General features: G+C 44.3%; 19 protein-coding genes. 8 read left to right on the top strand and 11 right to left on the bottom strand.

Annotated features, from left to right (window positions below):
• Positions 1-107 precede the first annotated feature (107 nt).
• Complete coding sequence (locus tag ACMXYU_RS13695; protein ID WP_415882306.1) at positions 108-731, bottom strand: LysE family translocator; 624 nt, start codon at positions 729-731, stop codon at positions 108-110.
• A gap of 671 nt (positions 732-1402) precedes the next feature.
• On the opposite strand from ACMXYU_RS13695, the gene yegD reads away from it, so the two are divergent.
• Positions 1403-2770 carry a molecular chaperone gene (gene yegD, locus ACMXYU_RS13690; protein WP_415899119.1) on the top strand — a complete coding sequence of 456 codons (1368 nt, stop codon included), beginning with the start codon at positions 1403-1405 and terminating at the stop codon, positions 2768-2770.
• Between the two features lie 31 nt (positions 2771-2801).
• Here yegD and ACMXYU_RS13685 read toward each other — a convergent pair whose 3' ends face one another.
• From ACMXYU_RS13685 to ACMXYU_RS13670, 4 genes are all read right to left on the bottom strand, one after another.
• The gene (locus tag ACMXYU_RS13685; RefSeq protein ID WP_415899118.1) at positions 2802-3446 is read right to left on the bottom strand and encodes a hypothetical protein; all 645 of its coding nucleotides are present in this window, start codon (positions 3444-3446) and stop codon (positions 2802-2804) included.
• Complete coding sequence (locus tag ACMXYU_RS13680) at positions 3443-3940, bottom strand: RNA polymerase sigma factor (protein ID WP_415899117.1); 498 nt, start codon at positions 3938-3940, stop codon at positions 3443-3445. Before ACMXYU_RS13680 ends, ACMXYU_RS13685 begins: the two co-directional genes overlap by 4 nt.
• Positions 3941-4065: 125 nt before the next feature.
• Positions 4066-4971 carry a DoxX family protein gene (locus tag ACMXYU_RS13675; RefSeq protein WP_415899116.1) on the bottom strand — a complete coding sequence of 302 codons (906 nt, stop codon included), beginning with the start codon at positions 4969-4971 and terminating at the stop codon, positions 4066-4068.
• A gap of 381 nt (positions 4972-5352) precedes the next feature.
• On the bottom strand, positions 5353-6150 hold the full coding sequence (locus tag ACMXYU_RS13670) for a substrate-binding periplasmic protein (RefSeq protein WP_415899115.1): 798 nt from the start codon (positions 6148-6150) through the stop codon (positions 5353-5355).
• Positions 6151-6383: 233 nt separating this feature from the next.
• Between ACMXYU_RS13670 and ACMXYU_RS13665 the strand changes: the two genes are divergently transcribed.
• Positions 6384-6980, top strand: coding sequence for a hypothetical protein (locus tag ACMXYU_RS13665; protein WP_415899114.1), 597 nt, complete (start codon positions 6384-6386; stop codon positions 6978-6980).
• Between the two features lie 95 nt (positions 6981-7075).
• Here the strand turns inward: ACMXYU_RS13665 and ACMXYU_RS13660 are convergent, their stop codons facing one another.
• The 3 genes from ACMXYU_RS13660 to cadR form a co-directional block, all read right to left on the bottom strand.
• Positions 7076-8137: a DUF3137 domain-containing protein gene (locus ACMXYU_RS13660; protein ID WP_415899113.1), complete on the bottom strand. Its 1062-nt coding sequence runs from the start codon at positions 8135-8137 to the stop codon at positions 7076-7078.
• A gap of 128 nt (positions 8138-8265) precedes the next feature.
• Entirely contained in the window at positions 8266-8901 is a 636-nt protein-coding gene (locus ACMXYU_RS13655) for a cation transporter (RefSeq protein ID WP_415899112.1), read from the bottom strand.
• A 96-nt stretch (positions 8902-8997) separates the two neighbouring features.
• Positions 8998-9444 carry a Cd(II)/Pb(II)-responsive transcriptional regulator gene (cadR, locus tag ACMXYU_RS13650; protein ID WP_415899111.1) on the bottom strand — a complete coding sequence of 149 codons (447 nt, stop codon included), beginning with the start codon at positions 9442-9444 and terminating at the stop codon, positions 8998-9000.
• A 157-nt stretch (positions 9445-9601) separates the two neighbouring features.
• Between cadR and ACMXYU_RS13645 the strand changes: the two genes are divergently transcribed.
• The 5 genes from ACMXYU_RS13645 (at position 9602) to ACMXYU_RS13625 (ending at position 14619) form a co-directional block, all read left to right on the top strand.
• Positions 9602-11272 carry a PAS domain S-box protein gene (locus ACMXYU_RS13645; protein ID WP_415899110.1) on the top strand — a complete coding sequence of 557 codons (1671 nt, stop codon included), beginning with the start codon at positions 9602-9604 and terminating at the stop codon, positions 11270-11272.
• Between the two features lie 104 nt (positions 11273-11376).
• Complete coding sequence (locus tag ACMXYU_RS13640; RefSeq protein WP_415899109.1) at positions 11377-12141, top strand: substrate-binding periplasmic protein; 765 nt, start codon at positions 11377-11379, stop codon at positions 12139-12141.
• 145 nt (positions 12142-12286) lie between these two features.
• Positions 12287-12751, top strand: a complete 465-nt coding sequence (locus tag ACMXYU_RS13635; protein WP_415899108.1) for a DUF302 domain-containing protein — start codon at positions 12287-12289, stop codon at positions 12749-12751.
• Between the two features lie 252 nt (positions 12752-13003).
• Positions 13004-13573 (top strand): TetR/AcrR family transcriptional regulator, encoded by a 570-nt coding sequence (locus tag ACMXYU_RS13630; protein WP_415882291.1) that lies wholly within the window; start codon positions 13004-13006, stop codon positions 13571-13573.
• Between the two features lie 104 nt (positions 13574-13677).
• Positions 13678-14619, top strand: coding sequence for a DMT family transporter (locus ACMXYU_RS13625; RefSeq protein ID WP_415899107.1), 942 nt, complete (start codon positions 13678-13680; stop codon positions 14617-14619).
• On the opposite strand, the gene ACMXYU_RS13620 is transcribed toward ACMXYU_RS13625, so the two are convergent.
• Complete coding sequence (locus tag ACMXYU_RS13620) at positions 14549-15472, bottom strand: LysR family transcriptional regulator (protein WP_415899105.1); 924 nt, start codon at positions 15470-15472, stop codon at positions 14549-14551. The genes ACMXYU_RS13625 and ACMXYU_RS13620 overlap by 71 nt on opposite strands.
• A 411-nt stretch (positions 15473-15883) precedes the next feature.
• Here ACMXYU_RS13620 and ACMXYU_RS13615 point away from each other — a divergent pair, with 411 nt between their 5' ends.
• Positions 15884-18712 carry an FAD-binding and (Fe-S)-binding domain-containing protein gene (locus tag ACMXYU_RS13615; protein ID WP_415899104.1) on the top strand — a complete coding sequence of 943 codons (2829 nt, stop codon included), beginning with the start codon at positions 15884-15886 and terminating at the stop codon, positions 18710-18712.
• Between the two features lie 169 nt (positions 18713-18881).
• On the opposite strand, the gene ACMXYU_RS13610 is transcribed toward ACMXYU_RS13615, so the two are convergent.
• Positions 18882-19172, bottom strand: a complete 291-nt coding sequence (locus tag ACMXYU_RS13610) for a type II toxin-antitoxin system RelE/ParE family toxin (protein ID WP_415899103.1) — start codon at positions 19170-19172, stop codon at positions 18882-18884.
• A 2-nt stretch (positions 19173-19174) separates the two neighbouring features.
• Positions 19175-19420: a type II toxin-antitoxin system ParD family antitoxin gene (locus tag ACMXYU_RS13605; RefSeq protein ID WP_415899102.1), complete on the bottom strand. Its 246-nt coding sequence runs from the start codon at positions 19418-19420 to the stop codon at positions 19175-19177.
• Positions 19421-19518: the final 98 nt, after the last annotated feature.

Raw genomic sequence — 19518 nt, 5'->3', positions numbered from 1 at the left:
ATCTTGTAGGAGTCCTGCCGAAAACTTTTTACGCTTCTAGGACTTATGTCCATCCCTTCTAAAGAAACGTAATCAGACCCCGCCAGCTGAGCTGGTGGGGTTTTTTATTACTTTCCTAAAGCTAACCACAAACCAACCAAAATCATTAGGCTTCCGGCGATTCGATTCATAAGGCGAACGTTGTTGCGTTCCATTAAAAGGTGCTTTAGTAGTTTACCGCCGCTGGCGTAGATAAGCAGGCAAATGAATTCAAGCAAAAGAATCAAAGCAACCAGTATGGCTAATTGCGGCGCCATAGGTAGATCGGCATCAATGAAGGGAGGCAAAAGGGTGACAAAAAATGCCCAGCCCTTTGGGTTCGCAACGGCAGTAAGAAAACCATTTGTTGCTAACTGTAATCCTGAAACTTCTTGTTTTTGTTCACCAGGTTCGGTAATGACTAGCTTGCCTCTAGAGCAAAACATCTCATAACCTAGCCAACAAAGGTAAGCGCCACCGCCCCACTTTAGAATAGTGAACACTTCTGGGTAGTTCAGCATTATTGCCGCGACACCTAAAGCTGCGGACGCGGCCACCAAACCAACTCCAATTAACTCTCCCCACATCATATGCAAGCTACGTTTGACGCCAATAGAGATACCTAGACTCAATGCCAAGGTCATACACATTCCGGGTGTAATGGAGACAAAAAAGAAGGTAGGAATAAACAGGGATAAAAGAGTGAGTGACATCAGAAAAACAATACCCGTTGTTATGGAAAAATTTAATATAGCTAGGAGTTTATGCTGTGCAAAATCAATTAGTAAGAAAAATAATTTTTATGGTGTAAAAAACAACCAGTTTTTTACACCCCCGTAACAATGGGCTTTGAGAGGGATACGCAGAATTAACTAACAGTCTTATCCACAGCTTGCGTGGATGGATTTTTTTACTGTTAGGGCTTGACTGGCTAATTTTTGTACAGGCTTTTTGAGTAAGAAAAAATTTTACAAAAATGTTGATATTACCGATCGATTTGATCCTTATTCTACAAGGTTGAAATATAACCAGTTCTCTGTAAGTCAGTATTCATGGGCTTTATGGAGGATGTCCATAATTAGTTAACAAGCTTATCCACAGTTTATGGGGAGAAACTAGGAAGCGGCTTTATCAACGATAAGCGCTCTATTTTTGGAAGTTTGTTCACAAGTGTATTGGGCGTGTTATGTAAGTACCTACTCTCTTCTTGCCCTTTGTCGCTTAAGGTTATCCAAAGGCTTTAAAGTCAAAAAAACGATTGTTCTTTTCTAACAAGTGGCATGCTTAACTTGAGGATTATTTATAGAGGAATTTGGTGCTTATCAAGGGCGTTAAAAAGTGTTACTTTGCGCGGCCTTTTTTCTGAAGATGTAAGATCGAAAGCATGATTACTGGTTTTGATTACGGTAGTTCAAATTGCGCCATGGGCGTTCTTCAAGCAGATAATAGTGTGCAGTTATTGTCACTTTATCAGCAGCAAAAATATGTACCTTCTACTCTATATGCGCTCTCTCGCGAATTGATCTGCGAAGGGGTTGCACGTCAAATTAGTAATCCTAAAATTCGCGATACTTATCTTAAAGAGCGCAGCCTTCAATTGAGACAGGCTTCAGCGTCTCGTTTATCTCTTGGCGTTTTATCCGATGAACAGACACTGTTTATTGGTGAGGAAGCAATAGAACAATATATCGATCTGCCAGAAGAGGGCTATTTTGTTAAATCTCCAAAATCCTTTTTAGGAGCGAGTGGCTTACAAACACAGCATTTGGCATTTTTTGAAGATGTTGTCACAGCTATGATGTTCCAGATAAAGCAGGCGGCTGAAAAATCACTGGGGGATACGATTACCCAAACTGTCATCGGTCGTCCGGTTAACTTCCAAGGCAGTGGTGGCGAAGAGGCTAATCAGCAAGCTTGTCGTATCTTGAAATGTGCTGCAGAGAGGGCTGGTTTTGTCGACGTTGAGCTTCTGTATGAGCCCTTAGCAGCCGGAATTGATTTTGAAGCGGGGTTAGAGGAAGACAAAGTCGTTTTAGTTGTCGATGTCGGTGGTGGTACCAGTGACTGCTCTATTGTCAAAATGGGCCCGAGCTACCGAGACAAGCCAGAACGATCAGCTGACTTTCTTGGTCATAGTGGTGCTAGGGTAGGGGGAAATGACCTTGATATTCACCTAGCTTACTACGGGCTAACGCCAGTTCTAGGCATGGGAGGGAAATTGAAAAATGGGCTACCTATTCCCTCTCAATCCTATTGGAATGCCGTATCTGTAAATGACATACCCTCGCAGGTCGAATTCAATAGCTTAGCTTCGATCGAAATGATGGAGCAAATGCAGCGTGATGCAGCGGAGCCTGAAAAAGTAGCGCGCTTAATTCAGCTGCAAGAGCAAAAGCAAAGCTATCAGTTAGTGCGTAGCGCTGAGCTGGCAAAGATCTCTTTGTCTGATCAGGAGCAAGTTATTTCGGATCTAAGCTACCTTGATAAGGAATTATCGCAGCCAATCAGTCGTGATGTGTATGAATCGGCAATAGAGCGCCCGGTAGCGAAGATCGTGGATCTGATGAGTGAAGTAATAAAACAAGCGGGCTGCACACCTGAGCTGGTATATGTTACTGGTGGTACGACAAAATCGCCTGCTGTCCGGCAGGCAATTGCATCTTTATTGGGTGATATAGACGTTGTCGACGGTGACCACTTTGGTAGCGTGACAGCTGGGCTAACACGCTGGGCGGAGAAGCTCTACCGCTAAAACTATGCGATGAAAGCATGATGGGTGTGGTTTATTCTGTGGTGTGTGCAATACCTAGTAATAAACCGCCTTCTTGCCATAGAGTAACAGCCGTTCCTTGGTTGTTAATAATATTCTTAGTATCAACCTGTTCTAAGGTTAGGCCCTCTGGGTATTCTGCTTGGTAAAATGTGTAGATCTGATTATTTTCAATATTTCGCACTTTCAACTGAGCAGCAATTTCACCATTAATTGAACAGTAACTACCGCCAATCAACTGCCACATATCTTTTCCAAGTTTGCTTGATGAAATCAGCTTAAAGCTTAGTTGGGTTAGTTGTTGTCCAAGTTCATCTATAGAAGATGTATACACAGATATTTCGCTTGGCTGTTCATGATGGCCCGCAATTTCATTCACAATACTTGGGCCTGATATAGGCATAGGCATCAAACTGACAACCATAAAAATGAAGGCTAAAGCCAATGCCGGAACCATTAATTGAGGTTGTTTAAACCAAGTTTTACATTGATCTAACCAGCTGATGTTATTTATCGGTGCTTCAATATTGATATCCGATGGGTTGCTAAGTTCTTCTTGTATAGAGATTAGCTGAGCTAACTTATCTTCACTCAATGATTGATCTTGGTAGTGCGCTTTGAGAGCTGATTTTAAGTTTTTAGGCGCGGTTGATTTCATTGCATCACCTCCTTTAGATCCCATCGCTCTTCGGTTAACTCGTGTTGGACTCGCTTTTTTAATCGGTGCATTTTGGACAGCAAGGTACCTCGCGGCACTCCCTGTATCTCAGCTATTTCTGTCATGCTGTACTCTTCTATTGCCCATAGATAGAGTAATTCGCTTTCTTCTGCGCTTAGTAGCTTTAATAGCTGTTCAACATCACGTTGTTGGATAAATAAGTTTTCCAAAGAGTCTGATGATGCTTGGTTTATCTTTTCTACTGCATCAGGTAGATCGGTTAAAGAAAGTAGTTTGTTATCCCCGCGGCATTGATCAATAAACGCGTTACGAATGCTGCGTTTTATATAGGCTTCAGGTTCCTTTATTTGTGCAGAGTTATTGCGTAGAAATTTTTCTACGCACTGCTGGAGTAGGTCGTATGCCTGATCCTCGTTTCGAGTGAGGGATAAAGCATAGCGATAAAGTTGGTTGAGCCTATTTTTGTCTAGCATTTATAAGTTGTACCGTGGCTGCCCAAACATAAAATATGGGCAGCCTATCCAGATAATTATTGGCTAAGCCATTTGGAACACTAATTATCTGAAGAGTTTCATTCGGTAACGGTTTTTTTAACCTCCTAGTGAATTTTCAACGGATTTTTAAAGCGCATGATTAGATCGTTAAACGCAAAACGTTCACCTCCGCCGAAACGGATCAAAACAACACCGGCAGCAAGGAAAGCAAATTCACGTTTAAAGCTATTTAGGTTAGCGATTAGATTTTTATCAAAATTAAGCTTGTAGCCCATATACCAGAGCATAATAGCTACGGTTGCAGCGCCTGCTGTTCTAACCAATAACGGTGGTGCAAATAGAATAATAAGGCCTGCAAGTAACAGTAGAGGTTGCCACGTAGCAAAGGTAGGGACTTTTGCGAAAGCGCCAAAGCTGCCGCTGACTAAAAACATGATACCTATAGAGAGGCGCAGCAGTAAGCCTAGAGCTTCCCAGCTCATGCTGTAATCATGCTGATTATGTAAAAGATCGAGGCTATAACGGCCTGGACCTAGATTAAAAAGCACAAACATCATGCCGGAAAGCGCGATATCTCTGATCTGTACAAACATGGCCGGGGAGGTATAGGTTTTTACCGCAATCTCAGTGTCAGGCACCGTCATGACGGGTAATGAGAATACAAAGCTCCAAAGCAGGAAGGCATAAATAAGTGCCAGAGGTCTCACTAAAAAGCCAACGACTAAGGCGATACCAGAGATAAGCTCAAAAGCTGAAAGTGAGGTAAGAAAGAGAGATGGAGTTAATAGCTCGCCCAAGAAACCCGTAAACAGATATTGTTGAAAAAGCTCATTAATATAGCCTGTTGATCCCATGTAATTAGCAACGATGGCATCATGTTTAGTGCTGGAAAGTAACTGGCTGAGTTTAGATACGCCGCCAATAATAAAAAGAATACCGAGACCTAAGCGTAAATATAGAGCAGCTTCATCGTAGTCTTTTTGTCGATTGTGAGTAAGGGTATTGTTCATCTATATAAGCCTTGCAGATATAAAAAATGCCCCGTTGAGCATTTCCAAGCTAAGCAACAAAACTGGGGTGCAATTATGTTATTTGCTTTGAAGTGACAGGTGCTCTTGGGGCGTTAAGGTGTAGCTGCCTTTAAAGACGCATCAGTAGGTATTTTGATTGCACGACTTTGAAAATTAATTATGAAAAAGATGAAAAAAAAGGAGGCTTTTCTGAATTAAAGTGTTGATTTAATGGACGATAACTGAAAGCTTAACTCACAAGGTTAAAAAACAAACAAACCGCTCTAAGCCAGAATTTATAGGCTTTGTAGCGGTTGTCCAAAATTAATATACACGCTTATCCACAGAAAACTGGGGTAAGTTTTATTTTAGTAGATTATGTTATTCAACTGCGAATGGAGAGATTAATTTAAGAGCATTCCCTTCAAAATCTTCTTCGCGTAGCTGTTGTAGGGCTTGATCAAACTCTTGTTTTCGCAGCGCCCATCGTGAATTTGAAGAGAGTCCGACAAATAGATCGACCTTGTTCCCTGGTTTAAAAACTGCTTTATCTATTTGAGGCGTTAACCCGCGCGACGCAAGTTCATAATCTGCTTGGCAGTCGGTGCCGATAAAACTATCAATTCTTCCCTCTAGCAATAGGTTCGGCAATACAGCTTCTTGGGTCACACTTTTTTTATAGATATCCGTATCCTGATCGAATTCGGTGTAATAAGCAGAGCCACCAACCATGCCAATGGTCATTGCATGCATATCTCTATGTTTGCTGATGCGGCGAGATTTACCATGAGGTAGATAGAGTTGGGTGCTGCAACTGTAGTAGTGAGGATCAGCGTAGGTAATGTATTCGGCTCTTTCTTCGCGCCATGCTAAACCACTCATCGCGTCGATCTGACCATTCTTCATCATCCGCAGGCAGCGTTTCCATGGGCAGCGTAAGTAGTGGACCTTAAAACCGATTCGCTTAGAGAGTTTCTTCCATAACTCGTGGTCGATACCAGTCACGGTTTCAGGCGTCACAAAGCGGAACGGAGGCCAAGAATCAGCGCCAACAACTAATGTCTCGACCTCAGCTTTTGCGGTATTAAAGCAAAGTAGAGCCGTAAGCATCAGTGTGTGAATTAAGGGGCGTTGTAACAACAGAGTAACCTCAGAACGGCAGCGGCAAATCACTTTCATCTCTTCACTATAGTCAAAAAATATTGGGTGGCGGAGAATGAATTACCGCTTGTTTGTCGACAGGTGTTGATCTTATGAACAGCTGGCGGCAAACTAGGGCAAAAGGAATTTAACAATTTAAGTGTTCAAAGGAATGAGCATGAAAGCCAGATCTGTCCAATCCGTTGTTGATTGTTTATCTTGCTGCGTAGCTAGGTTGCGCACGCCGCCGTTTTATCGGGAGGCGTGTTGAAATGCTAACAAGCCTCCACTTTCAAGATATCTTCGGTGTTATCGTTTTAACTGCGTTAGTGAGCTATCTCTTTTTTGATGGCTTCTTGAATCTGACCTGCAAAGGCTTTTACACCCGCTTATTCTTTCACGCCAATAACATCGCGCTGATGTCGTTATTAGTCACGTTGGGGTCTGCCGATCTATTCAGATTAGTTGTTACTGAACCGATGGTTGTTGTGGGGTTTTACCTACTTTTACTTTCTGTATTACCCATTTTTGTTGCTATTGTTTACGCCTTTACCTTAGAGCCGCCATCACTGCATCTACTTTATGATCGGTGCCGACAAGAGATTCAGTATCTCAACTGGGGCGTGAAGCTGGAGATGGTAATTATTTTGTCAGCGACGCTATGTTTGGCATCTGGTTTATCCCAGATAGCAACGCTTAGGGAATGGTTTGGCTATTTTAGCCCCGGGCATATGTTAGTCACTTACCTTGGGTTATTGGGGGTTTTTGCTTTTGTCGTGCAGGCCTTTTTCAATCAAGTGATGTTGATTGTTCGTTCTACCCTAGCGGTCAGTTTTTTCTATCCGGTTATCCACGTAATGTCTTTGTAGATGTCTTTTAAGTTGTAGCAAAGGATTAAAAAAGCCCTTTTTGAAGCAAACAAAAAGGGCTTTTTATGCTGATATGAATGCAGGATTTATGAAGGTTAAGCGCCGCTAGCCTCGAGTGCGATAACCGTCAGTTCCTCGATCATCTCGATCTCTTGTAACATTGGATAAAGTACCGTTTCTTCACAGATTTCACCGTGAAGATTAGGTGGCATAAAGAGATCTTTGGGGCGATGAAGCAGCATGACACACTGATTACCAAACAGGCTCATCTCTGTTCCTGCAACGTCCAGCTTATCACTAAACCTTTTGTAATTTTGTAAGAATTCTGGTGTCAGGATCTGCTTAGCATGCTCTTCATCTTCCGCATAAATATGAAAATCCTTACCAAAGGGGTTGTTGTCTATAGTGATACGCTGATCTTTATCCATAGGCTTCTGTTGGAAAAAGCTGAGTACCTTCCCCCAATTTGCTTGCAAGATCACACGAGAAGGGAAGGTGTGTGGCAGCGTCATATTCAGGATCACCCCTTTAAATTCGGTACTCTTCCTTGTATTTCCTTTGGCATCAGTTTTCATTCGGTTTAACTGGCACTCCACCATTTCCACCGTGACAGCCCCAATCTCTGTTCGGAGATAATCCTCTTGTATGGTCAATTCTTCTTGATGGGGTGGTAGTATGCGGCTATCTCGGACTGAGTCCAGCGGGATAATTCCGTGACGCTCATAGTGAAATCCGTCTAGATGATCGAGGATTTTTGGCAGTAAATTTTCAGCAAAATGGTGATTGAAGTCTTGTTTGAATTTAGCGGCTTTAAACCCTGCAATTAGCAGCGGGATGATCGCTAAAAAGAGGCCACCACCAATAAATACCACAATAGAAATGACTGCACAGGCTAGGGACGCGATAAAACCTATTAGCAAACGACGGTCACAGGCTTTTTTGGCTTTTTCTCGCTCTCTAAGCAGCTCAGCCCATTCAGTAGCGCAGGCCAGCTTTAACGCATCGAACTGTTCTGGAGCAACATCAAACTTCAGTTGCGCAGGCTTTTTACGAAAAATTCGGTAGACGATAAAATCAACGATCGTATCGAGAAATGCGTCAGTTGCGGTATCGAGCCGTTTTTGACGGCCATTGGGTTGGTAAGAAGGTGCGTTCACACAAAGCCTACTGGATAGTTAAACAATTTTTAGAGGCTTGAGCATAACAACGCTGTTTGTGGATTTAAACTGACTATGTTTGTGGGGATATAACCTAGTCAGCTTAGTGCGGACTTCCTAATTATAAATTATGGACAAGCGTTGGTCCCTTGAGACTTTATTTCCATTCTTGCTTGTTTTATGACGCTGATACCCGAGCTGGTGGCTAATAGGCCCATGATGGTTGCTACTAAAAGATCTGGCCATGCTTGCCCACTACCTAATACACCCGCAGCAGCGATCATCACTGCAACATTGCCAATGGCATCATTTCGACTACATAGCCATACAGATCGCATATCAGCATCGCCACTGCGGAATGTATAAAGCATGATAGCGACAGTTACATTTGCTACTAATGCTAGTAAGCCAATAATGCCCATAGTGACTGGTTCTGGAGTTTGGCCATTAAACGCATCCCATAGTACTTTTAGCAAAACGGCTATGCCAAACAGGAGCATGGTTGACCCTTTGATCAGGGCTGCTCTCGATCGCCATAACATGCCCATAGAAAGAACGGACAGTGAGATGACATAGTTTGCGGAATCGCCTAGAAAATCGATCGCGTCAGCGAGTAGAGATGCTGAAGATGCATTCAAGCCAGCGATGATCTCGATAATAAACATACTGGCATTGATCAACAGGGCGATCCATAGGGCTTTTCGAAAGCGCCCATCTTCTAATGCACTTTTAGTATGGTTTGCATTACAGCAGCTACCGGCCATTGTTTTTTCCTCAAAGCGACATCGTGTAAAAAAGTTCTAAGGTAATTAAAAAGCCTATAGCCACTACAGGGTCAAGAAAGTCTCGTCATCGTAGCTTTAATGGCCGTGTAGACCGCTAATATGTGTGTCAGTGTCTGGTTCGGTATGGGGTTTATCGGAGGAGAGCCCCTCAAGTATGCCACAGTGTTCGATATCGCTCTCCGTCTCACAACGTTGGCGTAAACAGCGTAGATCTTGTTCTAAAGATGTGAGGGCTTGGATACGTTTAACAACGTGCTCAATATGGCTATCGACTAGATCGTTAATATCGTGGCAGCTTTCAGACGGTTGATCTTTGAGGGCTAGCAATGTTCGTATCTCATGAAGGCTCATATCTAAACTACGGCAGTTACGGATAAACAGAATACGACTTAGATGCTGTTCGTTGTAGATCCGATAATTACCTTCAGAACGATAGGGAGCTGGAAGTAAGCCCTCTTTCTCCCAGTAGCGAATGGTTTCTACCTGACATTCTGTGCGTTTTGCTAATTGGCCGATTTTCATTTTATTGTCCTCTTAACCTTATAGTAGTTATAGGGTTTTAAAGGTTCAACCTAACAACCGCCAGTGTTGACGCTCGGAAATACGCTTTGGTTTTTTGAGAATAAACGGTTCGTTAACTATTCTGAATTGAGTCACCCCATTTGTATTAGCTGTGGTTATGTCTGATAAAACGCCATCCATAGAAGCATTACAGAAGCGTATCCAAGAGTTAGAAGATGAGAACGAGCTTCTATCCGACTTTGCCGGCTTATCTTCCGACTGGTTTTGGGAGCAGGATGAATCATTCAGATTTGTACGCTTTTGGGGGATGTTGACCGAGAAGCTCCAACGTAAACAGAGCCTTTTTATCGGCAAGCGACGTTGGGAGATGCCTATTCAGGGTCTAACTGATCAAGAGATACAAGCCCACATCGAGCGATACGAACAGCACTTGCCTTTCCGCGATTTTGAATATGAAGTGCCGGGGAATGATGGTGTTGTTCAGCATTATTCGGTTAGTGGTAAGCCTGCTTATGATCGTGAAGGTAACTTTACCGGTTATCGCGGTGTAGGGCGTAACTTAACGCTTCTACATAATGCTCAGCAGGCGGTGAAAGCTAGCCAACAACAACTATCGCAAATACTGCAAGGAAGCCCAATTGCAACCTTTGTGATCGATAAAGAGCACAAGGTGACCCATTGGAATAAAGCTTGTGAGGCGCTGACTGGTGTGCCTGCGAGTGAAGCAATTGGACGTGATGATAGTTGGCGTGGCTTCTATGCTGAATCAAGGCCGACTATGGCCGATCTTGTTGTGGATAATGCACCCGCTGAAAAGATACAGGGGTACTACGGATATAACTTTGCTGTATCGAGTTTGATAAACGGCGCCTGTGAAGCTGAGGATCTTTTCCCCAACATCGGCCCTTCTGGGCATTGGCTCCACTTTAATGCCTCGCCGTTGCTAGATACTGACGGAAATACAGTAGGTGCCATCGAAACGCTTCAGGATATAACTGATCGTGTAAAAGCTGAGCAAGCTGAAAAAGATCATCATCTCAAATTAAAACGGGCTCACGAGGAGTTGCAATCAACACTTCAGCAGCTAGTTGAAGCCAAAAAGCTCGCTGGGCTTGGGCGTTTAGTTTCTGGTGTAGCGCATGAACTGAACTCTCCTTTAGGGAATATTCTCTTAGGATTAACGACAGCACAAAATAATTTGGAAGAGTTACAACACTCTTTTGATAACAGCAGCCTGAGTCAGTCTCAACTTCGTGCATATTTGGAAACAGAAGCGGAATCGATTGCTTTGATGGATCACAATCTCAATCGAAGCATTAATCTGATTAATCGCTTTAAAGAGCTATCAAGTGATACCAAAACAAAAGTTACCCGAAGTTTCTCTCTTCATAGCATTGCTAAAGGGGTTTTTGGTGCTTATTTGCATCGTTGTAAACAGAGACATATCGAATTAGCTAATAACGTCCCTCCAGACCTAAGGATTTGTAGTAATGAAGAAGCACTCGAACAAATTTTAGTAAGTCTCTTAGAGAACAGCCTGAACCACGCTCAGCTAGAAGAGGGCAGCCTAATTGAGCTTGCCGTGTTTAAGGGAAAATCAGGTGTTGAAATCGATTTTTCTGATAATGGTCAAGGTATGGATGAGAAGGTTAAAGAGCACGCCTTTGATCCATTTTTCTCATCTAAAATGGGACATGGTACGTCAGGCCTTGGCCTCTATAGAGTCTATAACCTGGTCTCAGTTGTCTTAGGTGGCAGCATCAGTTTGCACAATAATGAGCCAGGTTTGCTCGTTAAACTAACCTTGCCTGATCTTTCCTGTGAGTGAAAAACTCCGCGGGCATAAGCAGTCTAGGAAAGCGTCTATACTTTAATTCGTTACTCACCTAATAAGAATAAATTGAGCTTATGTGTAACTGTAACTCCATCATTGTGAACATAAATTTCGCGCAGATAAAAGTCGCTTTATTGCGCTTAATGCTGATCTGGATTGTTTCGTTCTCTAGCTATCAAGCTCTGGCTCAGCCCGACTTAAAAGTTATTACTGAGGATTGGGCGCCATACAATTATGAAGAAAATGGTGAACTGAAAGGGTTCTCAATAGAGATTGTCCAGGCAATTATGGATGAGCTGGGCGAAGAGTATCCCATTTCGATCTATCCCGGTGCCAGAGGTGATCGGATGTTGGACACCTTGCCTAATGTGATGTACTTCTCTTTGTTTCGAACACCGGAAAGGGAAGCTAAGTTCAAATGGATTGGCCCCATATCCCAAGAAGCGATCTACTTTTACAAGCGTAAAGATAACACCAAAACTTACCGTACGATTGATGATGTTAAGAAGGCAAATAACATCACCGTTCCTTATAAGGGGCTGGTCGCAAATAAGGTAGATGAGTTAGGTATTACCAATGTAATAAAGCTTTCTGCCAGAGATCGCCAATTTAGTTTGTTGTTTTCAAATCGTGCAGAACTAACTGTTAGTATCAGTCCTCTAGGTGTTGCTTATTATTTAAAGCAGTTAGATAAAGCAGCTGATTCACTGGTTCCAACGAAGGTTAAATTACTGGAGTTTCCTCTCTATATCGCTTGCTCAAAAGAGATTCCTGATAGTGTGATCGAAAGGTGGCAAGCGGCCTTAGACAAAGTGAAAGCATCAGACAAATACGAACAAATTTACAGTAAATACCTAATGTAAAAGTTAACATTCTTCTGAAAGGTTTTTCTCCCCTCCATGCCTGTCGCTATCTTAAATAGCTAAACCTGATATATCGCCTAAATTGAATTAATCACCATTTTGCTTGTCCGAGCTAAGCGATTAGAGATTATGAATAGGGAGATAAATGATGGGAAAAATCACAGGTACGGTAGCGGGTACAGTTGCTCTTGGCGTTGCAATGAGTGCTTCAGTTCAAGCTGGAGATGGCATGGTCAATGTGAAAAGCCAGCACAGCGTGGTTCAAACGGCCGATAAATTAGAAACCGTTTTGAATGATAAAGGTATGACCGTCTTTGCCCGTATCGACCATAGTGCGGGTGCTGAGAAAATTGGTAAGCAACTACGAGATACTCAACTGGTTCTATTTGGCAATCCAAAGGTGGGCACGCCATTGATGCTCTGTGCACAAAGTGTTGCGATCGACCTGCCGCAGAAAGCACTGATCTGGGAAGATGCTGAAGGTACTGTTTGGTTAAGTTATAACGATCCAGCTCACTTAGCTAAGCGCCATAATATTCAAGGGTGCGATGAAGTACTAAACAAAGTTTCAGGTGCTTTAGGTAAGTTTGCGAAGGCGGCAACGGAGTAAAGATAGGACGCCACTACGTGGCTAGAGGACGGCTTCGCCTAGAGGACGCTGCTACGCAGCTAGAGAAAAAGAAAGGCTGCTTGCGCCTAGAAAGCTCCATGTCATGGCTTTAGAGTAATGATCTACAGTCGTTGTCTTTCCTGCGAAGGCTGGAATCTATGGTTCGTAATAAGCTGTAGTTATCCGTAAGCTTGAAATTACTTTCTGTACCTACTAGTATGTTTGTTACTTAAATATTGAGCACACTAAGTTATGGCAGCTACACGCGAGTTATTGATTGATACCATGAAGCAACTGCTTTGGGAGCGGGGCTATGATGCTACTAGTCCTAATCAGGTGTTAGAGCGTAGTGGTGTGGGTAAAGGTAGTTTCTACCACCATTTTAAAGGCAAGAAGGATCTGGCGATTGCTGCGATGGAATCCCGAACAGATGACCTGATAGCCGAGTTTGATCAGATCATTGCGCAAACGGATGGGGATTGGTTAGCTCAAGTCAGTGCTTATTTAAGATTGCCACGACATGCGTTGAAGGGCTGCCGTATGGGGCGAATCGTTCAAGACCCTTCGGTCGAAGATGAACAGCTGTTAGCACCTTTGGAGCGTTATTTCTCCACAATGCATAAACGCTTCACAGCTATTTATACCGAGGCGCAAGCATCTGGTGCATTGGTAAAGATCCATAAACCAGAAGCTTTAGCAAAGTTAACCTTGAGTGTCTTACAGGGCGGTTTTGTTGTAGGGCGAGCGGTGCAGCAAGATGATACGGTGGGTGATGTCTGCGAGAGTTTCTTAGATATGTTGGCAGCACTGAAAACGAACTAAAAATCGTTGAGAAATAGCCTGTTTAATCACAGGCTTTTTTTGAAATATAAATTGTACCTACTGGTATGTACAGGTTTTTCTAGAGGCATAGTTAAGGAGGCAATATGAAAGTTTATCTAAATCAGAACATCATACTGATGCTGCTATTTATAGCGGTGTATGGCTCCGGATTCGTTGGGGCAAAACTTGGCCTAGGTTACAGCGAACCGTTTACCTTTTTAGCTGTGCGTTTTGCTATTGCGGGTGGCTTGCTTGCATTGGGTGCGGTATTACTCAGTGCACCTTGGCCAAAAAATCCTGGGTGGATTATAGTAACCGGAATCTTAATGCAGGGGCTATTTTCGGTAGGCGTTTTTTATGCGCTTTATTTGGGTATGAAGCCAGCCGTATGTGCCTTGATTATTGCGTTGCAGCCATTGTTAGTCACAGTGCTGGCTGGACCATATCTGAAAGAGCAGGTCACTGGCTGGCGCTGGCTTGGTTTGCTGATAGGTATCAGTGGTGTAGCAGTTGTTGTCGCTGATGGGCTAGCTGTTGAAGGGATTAGCTGGACGACCCTAATCTGGGCTCTACTTGGGTTATTGGGGTTGTCGCTAGGGCAGTTAATTCAGAAAAAGCACTGTGCCGATATGCACTTGATCAGCGGTGGAGCATTGCAGGTATTAGGTACGGTTCCCGTGATGCTGTTGTTAGCGTTTCAATTTGAAACGATGCAGATGCAGTGGCATCTTGATCTAGTTTTGGCCATCTTCTGGATGGCGGTTGGCGTATCCTTAGGGGCAGTGAGCTTGCTCTATATCTTGATTAATCGAAACAGTGCATCCCAGGTTGCCAGCGTGTTTTATGGTATACCGGTCGCTGCAGCACTAATCGCATGGCCTCTATTTGAACAAGTACCCACCATGGCCGACTGGGGCGGTTTTGCGGTGGTGGTCGTCGGTATTTTAGTTGCCAATATCAGGTTGAAAGAGACGATTACTCATGAAAACGTTGCGAATGAAACGCGCAGCAATGCTTCTCATAAGCTTCCGCTAGAAGCTCAATAAAGGCACTGATCTTACGGGGCACGTAGCGAATATTGGGGTAGATCGCATAAATGCCGACATCGCGGTAAACCCATTCCTGTAATACTGGGACAAGTTCGCCGCGGGCAACCTCGTCACGGACGAGGAAGACAGGCATAAATGCAATCCCAGTACCGGCAATCGCGGATTCTCTTAAGGTAACAAGAGAGCTTGCCTGAAAACGGCCATTTACTTTAATACGATCGGGCTGGCCTTTCACCGTGATTGGCCAGTCATGGGGGCCGGTTTCTTGATATTTAAACTGCAGGCAGTTGTGCGCTTCTAGATCGGTAACTTTTGTCGGAGTGCCTTGTTCTTTTAAATACTCTGGTGAAGCATAAGCGTACCAACGGGATTGCACTAAAAGACGGGCACGCAAGGTTGAATCGGATAAAGTACCGGTACGAATTGCGAGGTCAAAACCGTTTGATATCAGATCTTGAAAGCTATCCTTAATTACCATCTCAACCTTCATATCTGGATAGCGTTTTAGATACTCATCGACGACGGCAGGAAGGAAGAACTGACCCGAAATCATCGGTGCAGCAATACGTAAAAGGCCCTGAGGTTGCTCAGCATGTTGAGACACTGCTTGCTCGGCTAGCGCCACACCACTCTCTAGTTGCTGACAGTGGTGATAAAACTCTTCACCGGCTTCTGTAAGGTTCAACTTTCGTGTGGTGCGGATTAGCAACTGCACGCCTAAATGCTTTTCCAGCCGCGAAATATGTTTGCTCACTACAGAGCTCGCTACGCCTCTTTGTTCCGCGACCGCGCGGAAAGACTTGAGTTTCACCACTTGGGCGAACAGCAGCATATCATCCAGATTATTCATATCGGTCTTATTGTTTAATATTTGGAATCAATTAAATTCGATTGTGCACGCTAATTTAATTATAGCGTTTGAGCTAACCTATCTCAAAACCATAATAACTAGGGAACCTACGAATAAGTCCTATACGACTTTGCTATGCCCCTTGGGTACAGGCTTAAAGAGCAATTGAAGCACGAGGCAATGATTACAGGCATGCTGGTTGCCTGTCGAAAATCATTAACAAAGTGATTCGGTTGCTCTGTAAGCCCCGTAGGGTGGGCTCTAAAACGACCATCTACTTTGTCAGTCAGCTTGAAAAGGTCCAGACATTTCGCTGCACTGACTTTCGCGTATCTGGTCGTTTTATAGCTCACTGAGAAAGTATGAGACTTATCAGTAGGTTCCCATAAGCTCAACTGACAGGATCGCATCATGCAGGAACAGGATAAATACCAAGAATTTATTGCTGAAGCCGCTAAGTTTATTCCGGAAAAGCGGATTATTACTGATTACCTTCGTACCCTTGCTTATGGTACGGATGCAAGCTTCTACCGCTTGCTACCGAAGGTGATTGTGCAAGTGGCGGAAGAGTCCGAAGTGATCCGTCTGATGGCTTTAGCGACAAAACTGAATTTGCCGATTACGTTCCGTGCTTCTGGCACCAGCCTGTCAGGTCAGTCCATTACCAATTCGATCATGCTTTCCTTAACACCGGATTGGAAAGATTATGAGATTCTTGAGTCAGGTAAAAAGATCCGCATGCAGTGTGGTGTGCTGGGAGGCGATGCCAACCGTTATTTAGCACCTCTAGAACGCCAACTTGCGCCAATGCCAGCGTCGATCGATGCGGCTACTGTGGGTGGTATCGCTATTAACAATGCGGCGGGCATGAACTCTATGGACACATACGGTGTTATGGATTCAGCTCGCTTTGTTCTGTTAGACGGCACTGTACTGGATACAGGCTCAGAAGAGAGTCGTGAAGCGTTTCGCGTGAGTCATGCAGGCATGATTGCCGACGTAGAAGCGCTATCGAAAAAGCTGCGCAGTAATACCGCGTTAAGCAAACGTATCTTGCGAAAATATGAAGTTAAAAACACCACCGGTTATGGCTTACGCTCTCTAATCGAGTGGGATGATCCAATCGATATGATTGCGCGCTTGATGATTGGATCAGAAGGTACGCTGGGCTTTATCTCCGAGATCACTCACAACACGATTCGTAAGTACCCGCTGAAAGCCTCTGCATTTTTGGTCTTCCCAGATATCCGTACAGCAAGCATTGCGGTAACGCGTTTTAAGCTAAATAAAACGCCGGTATCTGCGGCAGAGATGATCGACTACTTTGCGCTTAAAGCGGTACAACACATGGATGGTGTACCAAGTTATATCCAAGGCGTACCCGAAGGTGCGACAGCGATCTTGGTGCAAGCCGAAGCCGATGAGCAAGAGGTTCTAGAAAACCATATCGCGACGATTCTTGCTGAGATCGACGATCTCGAATTGGTTGTACCTGCCAGCTTTACCGATAAGCCAGCGGAATATCAGGCGTACTGGAATGTGCGTAAAGGAATCTTCCCTGCGGTGGGTGCGACGCGTCCGAAAGGTACAACAGCACTGATCGAAGATGTCGCTTTCCCAATCGAAACGCTAGCGGATGCGCTGGTGGATCTTCAGCAGTTGATGCAGAAGTTTGGTTACGATGACGGTGTTATCTACGGCCACGCTTTAGATGGCAACCTGCACTTTATCTTCTCTCAAGGCTTTAGCAGTAAAGAAGAGGTCGATCGTTACGAGCGCTTTATCGATGAAGTCTGCGATGTCGTTGTTAACAAATACGATGGTTCTCTAAAAGCTGAGCACGGCACCGGTCGTAATATGGCACCTTTCGTACAGAAGGAGTGGGGTGATGAAGCCTACAGCGCCATGCTGGAGATCAAGCGTATCTTTGATCCACAGGGCATCCTAAACCCAGATGTTATGATCACGCAAAATCCAAAACTGCACATCAGTAACCTGAAGCCGATGAAAGCCGTTAGCGATATTGTTGATCAGTGTATCGAGTGTGGTTTCTGTGAGCGTATGTGCCCATCGAAAAACCTAACACTCAGCCCGCGCCAACGTATTATCGGCAAGCGCGAACTGGCGTTGTTAGAGGGTGAAAACCAGCAAGCTTTCGCTGATGAATATGACTATATGGCAGTAGATACCTGTGCGGGCTGTGGCTTGTGCTCAACGGTTTGCCCTGTAGGCATCAATACCGGTGATTTGGTTCGACAACTTCGTCACGAGCGTCACGCCAGTCGTGAAGGGATGTCCGAATGGATAGCTAATAACTTTGGTACGGTTACCAAAGCGGCGAAAACCGCCTTTGGTGTAGCTGATATGAGTCACGGCTTGCTGGGTAGTAAAGCAATGGGGGCGGTAACGCGTACCGCGCGTAAACTATCTGGCAATAAGATTGGTTACTGGAGTCCAGAGATGCCGACACCGGCACCTAAACTGGAGACTGAAAAGCGCCAACCAGCTCAGCCAACCAATACCTCAGGAAACAAACTAAAAGTGGTTTACCTACCAAGCTGTGCTAGCCGTACTATGGGCCCAGCGCGTGGCGCAGAAGAGCAAACTTCGCTGGTGGACAAAACGGAAACGCTGTTACGCAAAGCAGGCTTTGAGGTTATCTATCCACAAAACCTGAAAGAGCAATGCTGCGGTATGCCCTTTAAGAGTAAAGGCATGTTTAATCAGGCCGAAGCTAAAGCTGCTGAAACAGTGGATATGCTGCTCGAAGCGAGTAATGGCGGAGAGATCCCTGTTTACTGCGATACCAGCCCTTGTACGATGCAGCTAAAAGAGAATCTAGATTCTCGTATCAAACTGTATGAGCCGGTCGATTTCATTCACACCTTTATGATGGATAAGCTGGACTTCAACCCTGTGGATGACAAAGTTGCCCTTCACATAACCTGCTCGGCACGTCGCTTAGGTCTCGATCAAAAAATCGTTGAAGTGATGAACGCCTGCAGCACCAATGTTGTAGTTCCAGATCAGATTACCTGCTGTGGTTTTGCCGGTGACAAAGGCTTTACCACACCAGAACTGAATGAATCAGCACTACACACACTAGCGGATCAAGTTGAAGGCTGCAGCAGCGGCTACTCAACCAGCCGTACCTGCGAAATCGGTCTAAGCCATCATTCAGGCATTGATTACCAGTCCATTGTCTATCTAGTAGACCAGTGTACTGAGAGGAAAGTTTAGGGGCAGAACGCTTCGCTTTTAGGACGCCGCTCCGCGGCTAGAGGACGGCTGTGCCTAGAGGACGCCACTGCGTGGCTAGAGGAAAGCCAGTTCAAGTTATTACAGGGATGTTTTGAGCTGAAACCTGATGCCCTCAGGTTTCAGCTTTTTTAATTCAAGATCAGAACTTTCAAAAATACAGATCTGTATTCATCTTTTTATGCAGGATTCGGGCAATGCATATCCCGTTATCAGATTGAGTGTAATACAGGGTATGGCTTCTGAAATGGAACAAACGAAGACCTAAGGAAAGTTCATTACAGGGCTGACCAATAAATGGTGTGTTGGATAAGTTTTCGCAGAGTTGCTCTAATTCAGAGATGTAGAGTCGTGTTTGGTGTTGCCCCCAAGCGCTGAGGCTATGCTCGATGATTCCTTCCAAATCTGCCACTGCTTCATCCGTAAAGCTGTATGTTTTCATGCTTAGAACTTCCGTTTCTTAATTTCCTCAAAGATTTCTCTGCCGTCTCTTACCTTGCCTGCAGCGACGGAATCCAAACCTTTCTGAATCTCTGCTCTAAGAGTTTCTAGTTTTAACTGCTCTTCGGAATCTCTTTGTTCGAGTAAACGCAAAGCTTCCCGTACAACCTCGCTAGAGGAGTTATAACTGCCACTTTCCACCTTTGATTTCACAAACGCTTCCAGTTTTGGAGTGAGTGATACATTCATTATTGATTGCCTGCTTTTTGATCAGATATAACGAAGTTTAGCAAAGATTGTTATTTTAAATACAGTGGTTAGTGGTTAGGAATAACAAGGACGCAGAC

The sequence above is a fragment of the Neptuniibacter sp. QD48_11 genome, from assembly GCF_047778095.1.
Taxonomy (GTDB): Bacteria; Pseudomonadota; Gammaproteobacteria; order Pseudomonadales; family Balneatricaceae; genus Neptuniibacter.
Note: the sequence above shows the minus strand (reverse complement) of the source record. Positions and strands in the feature narration are given on the sequence as shown.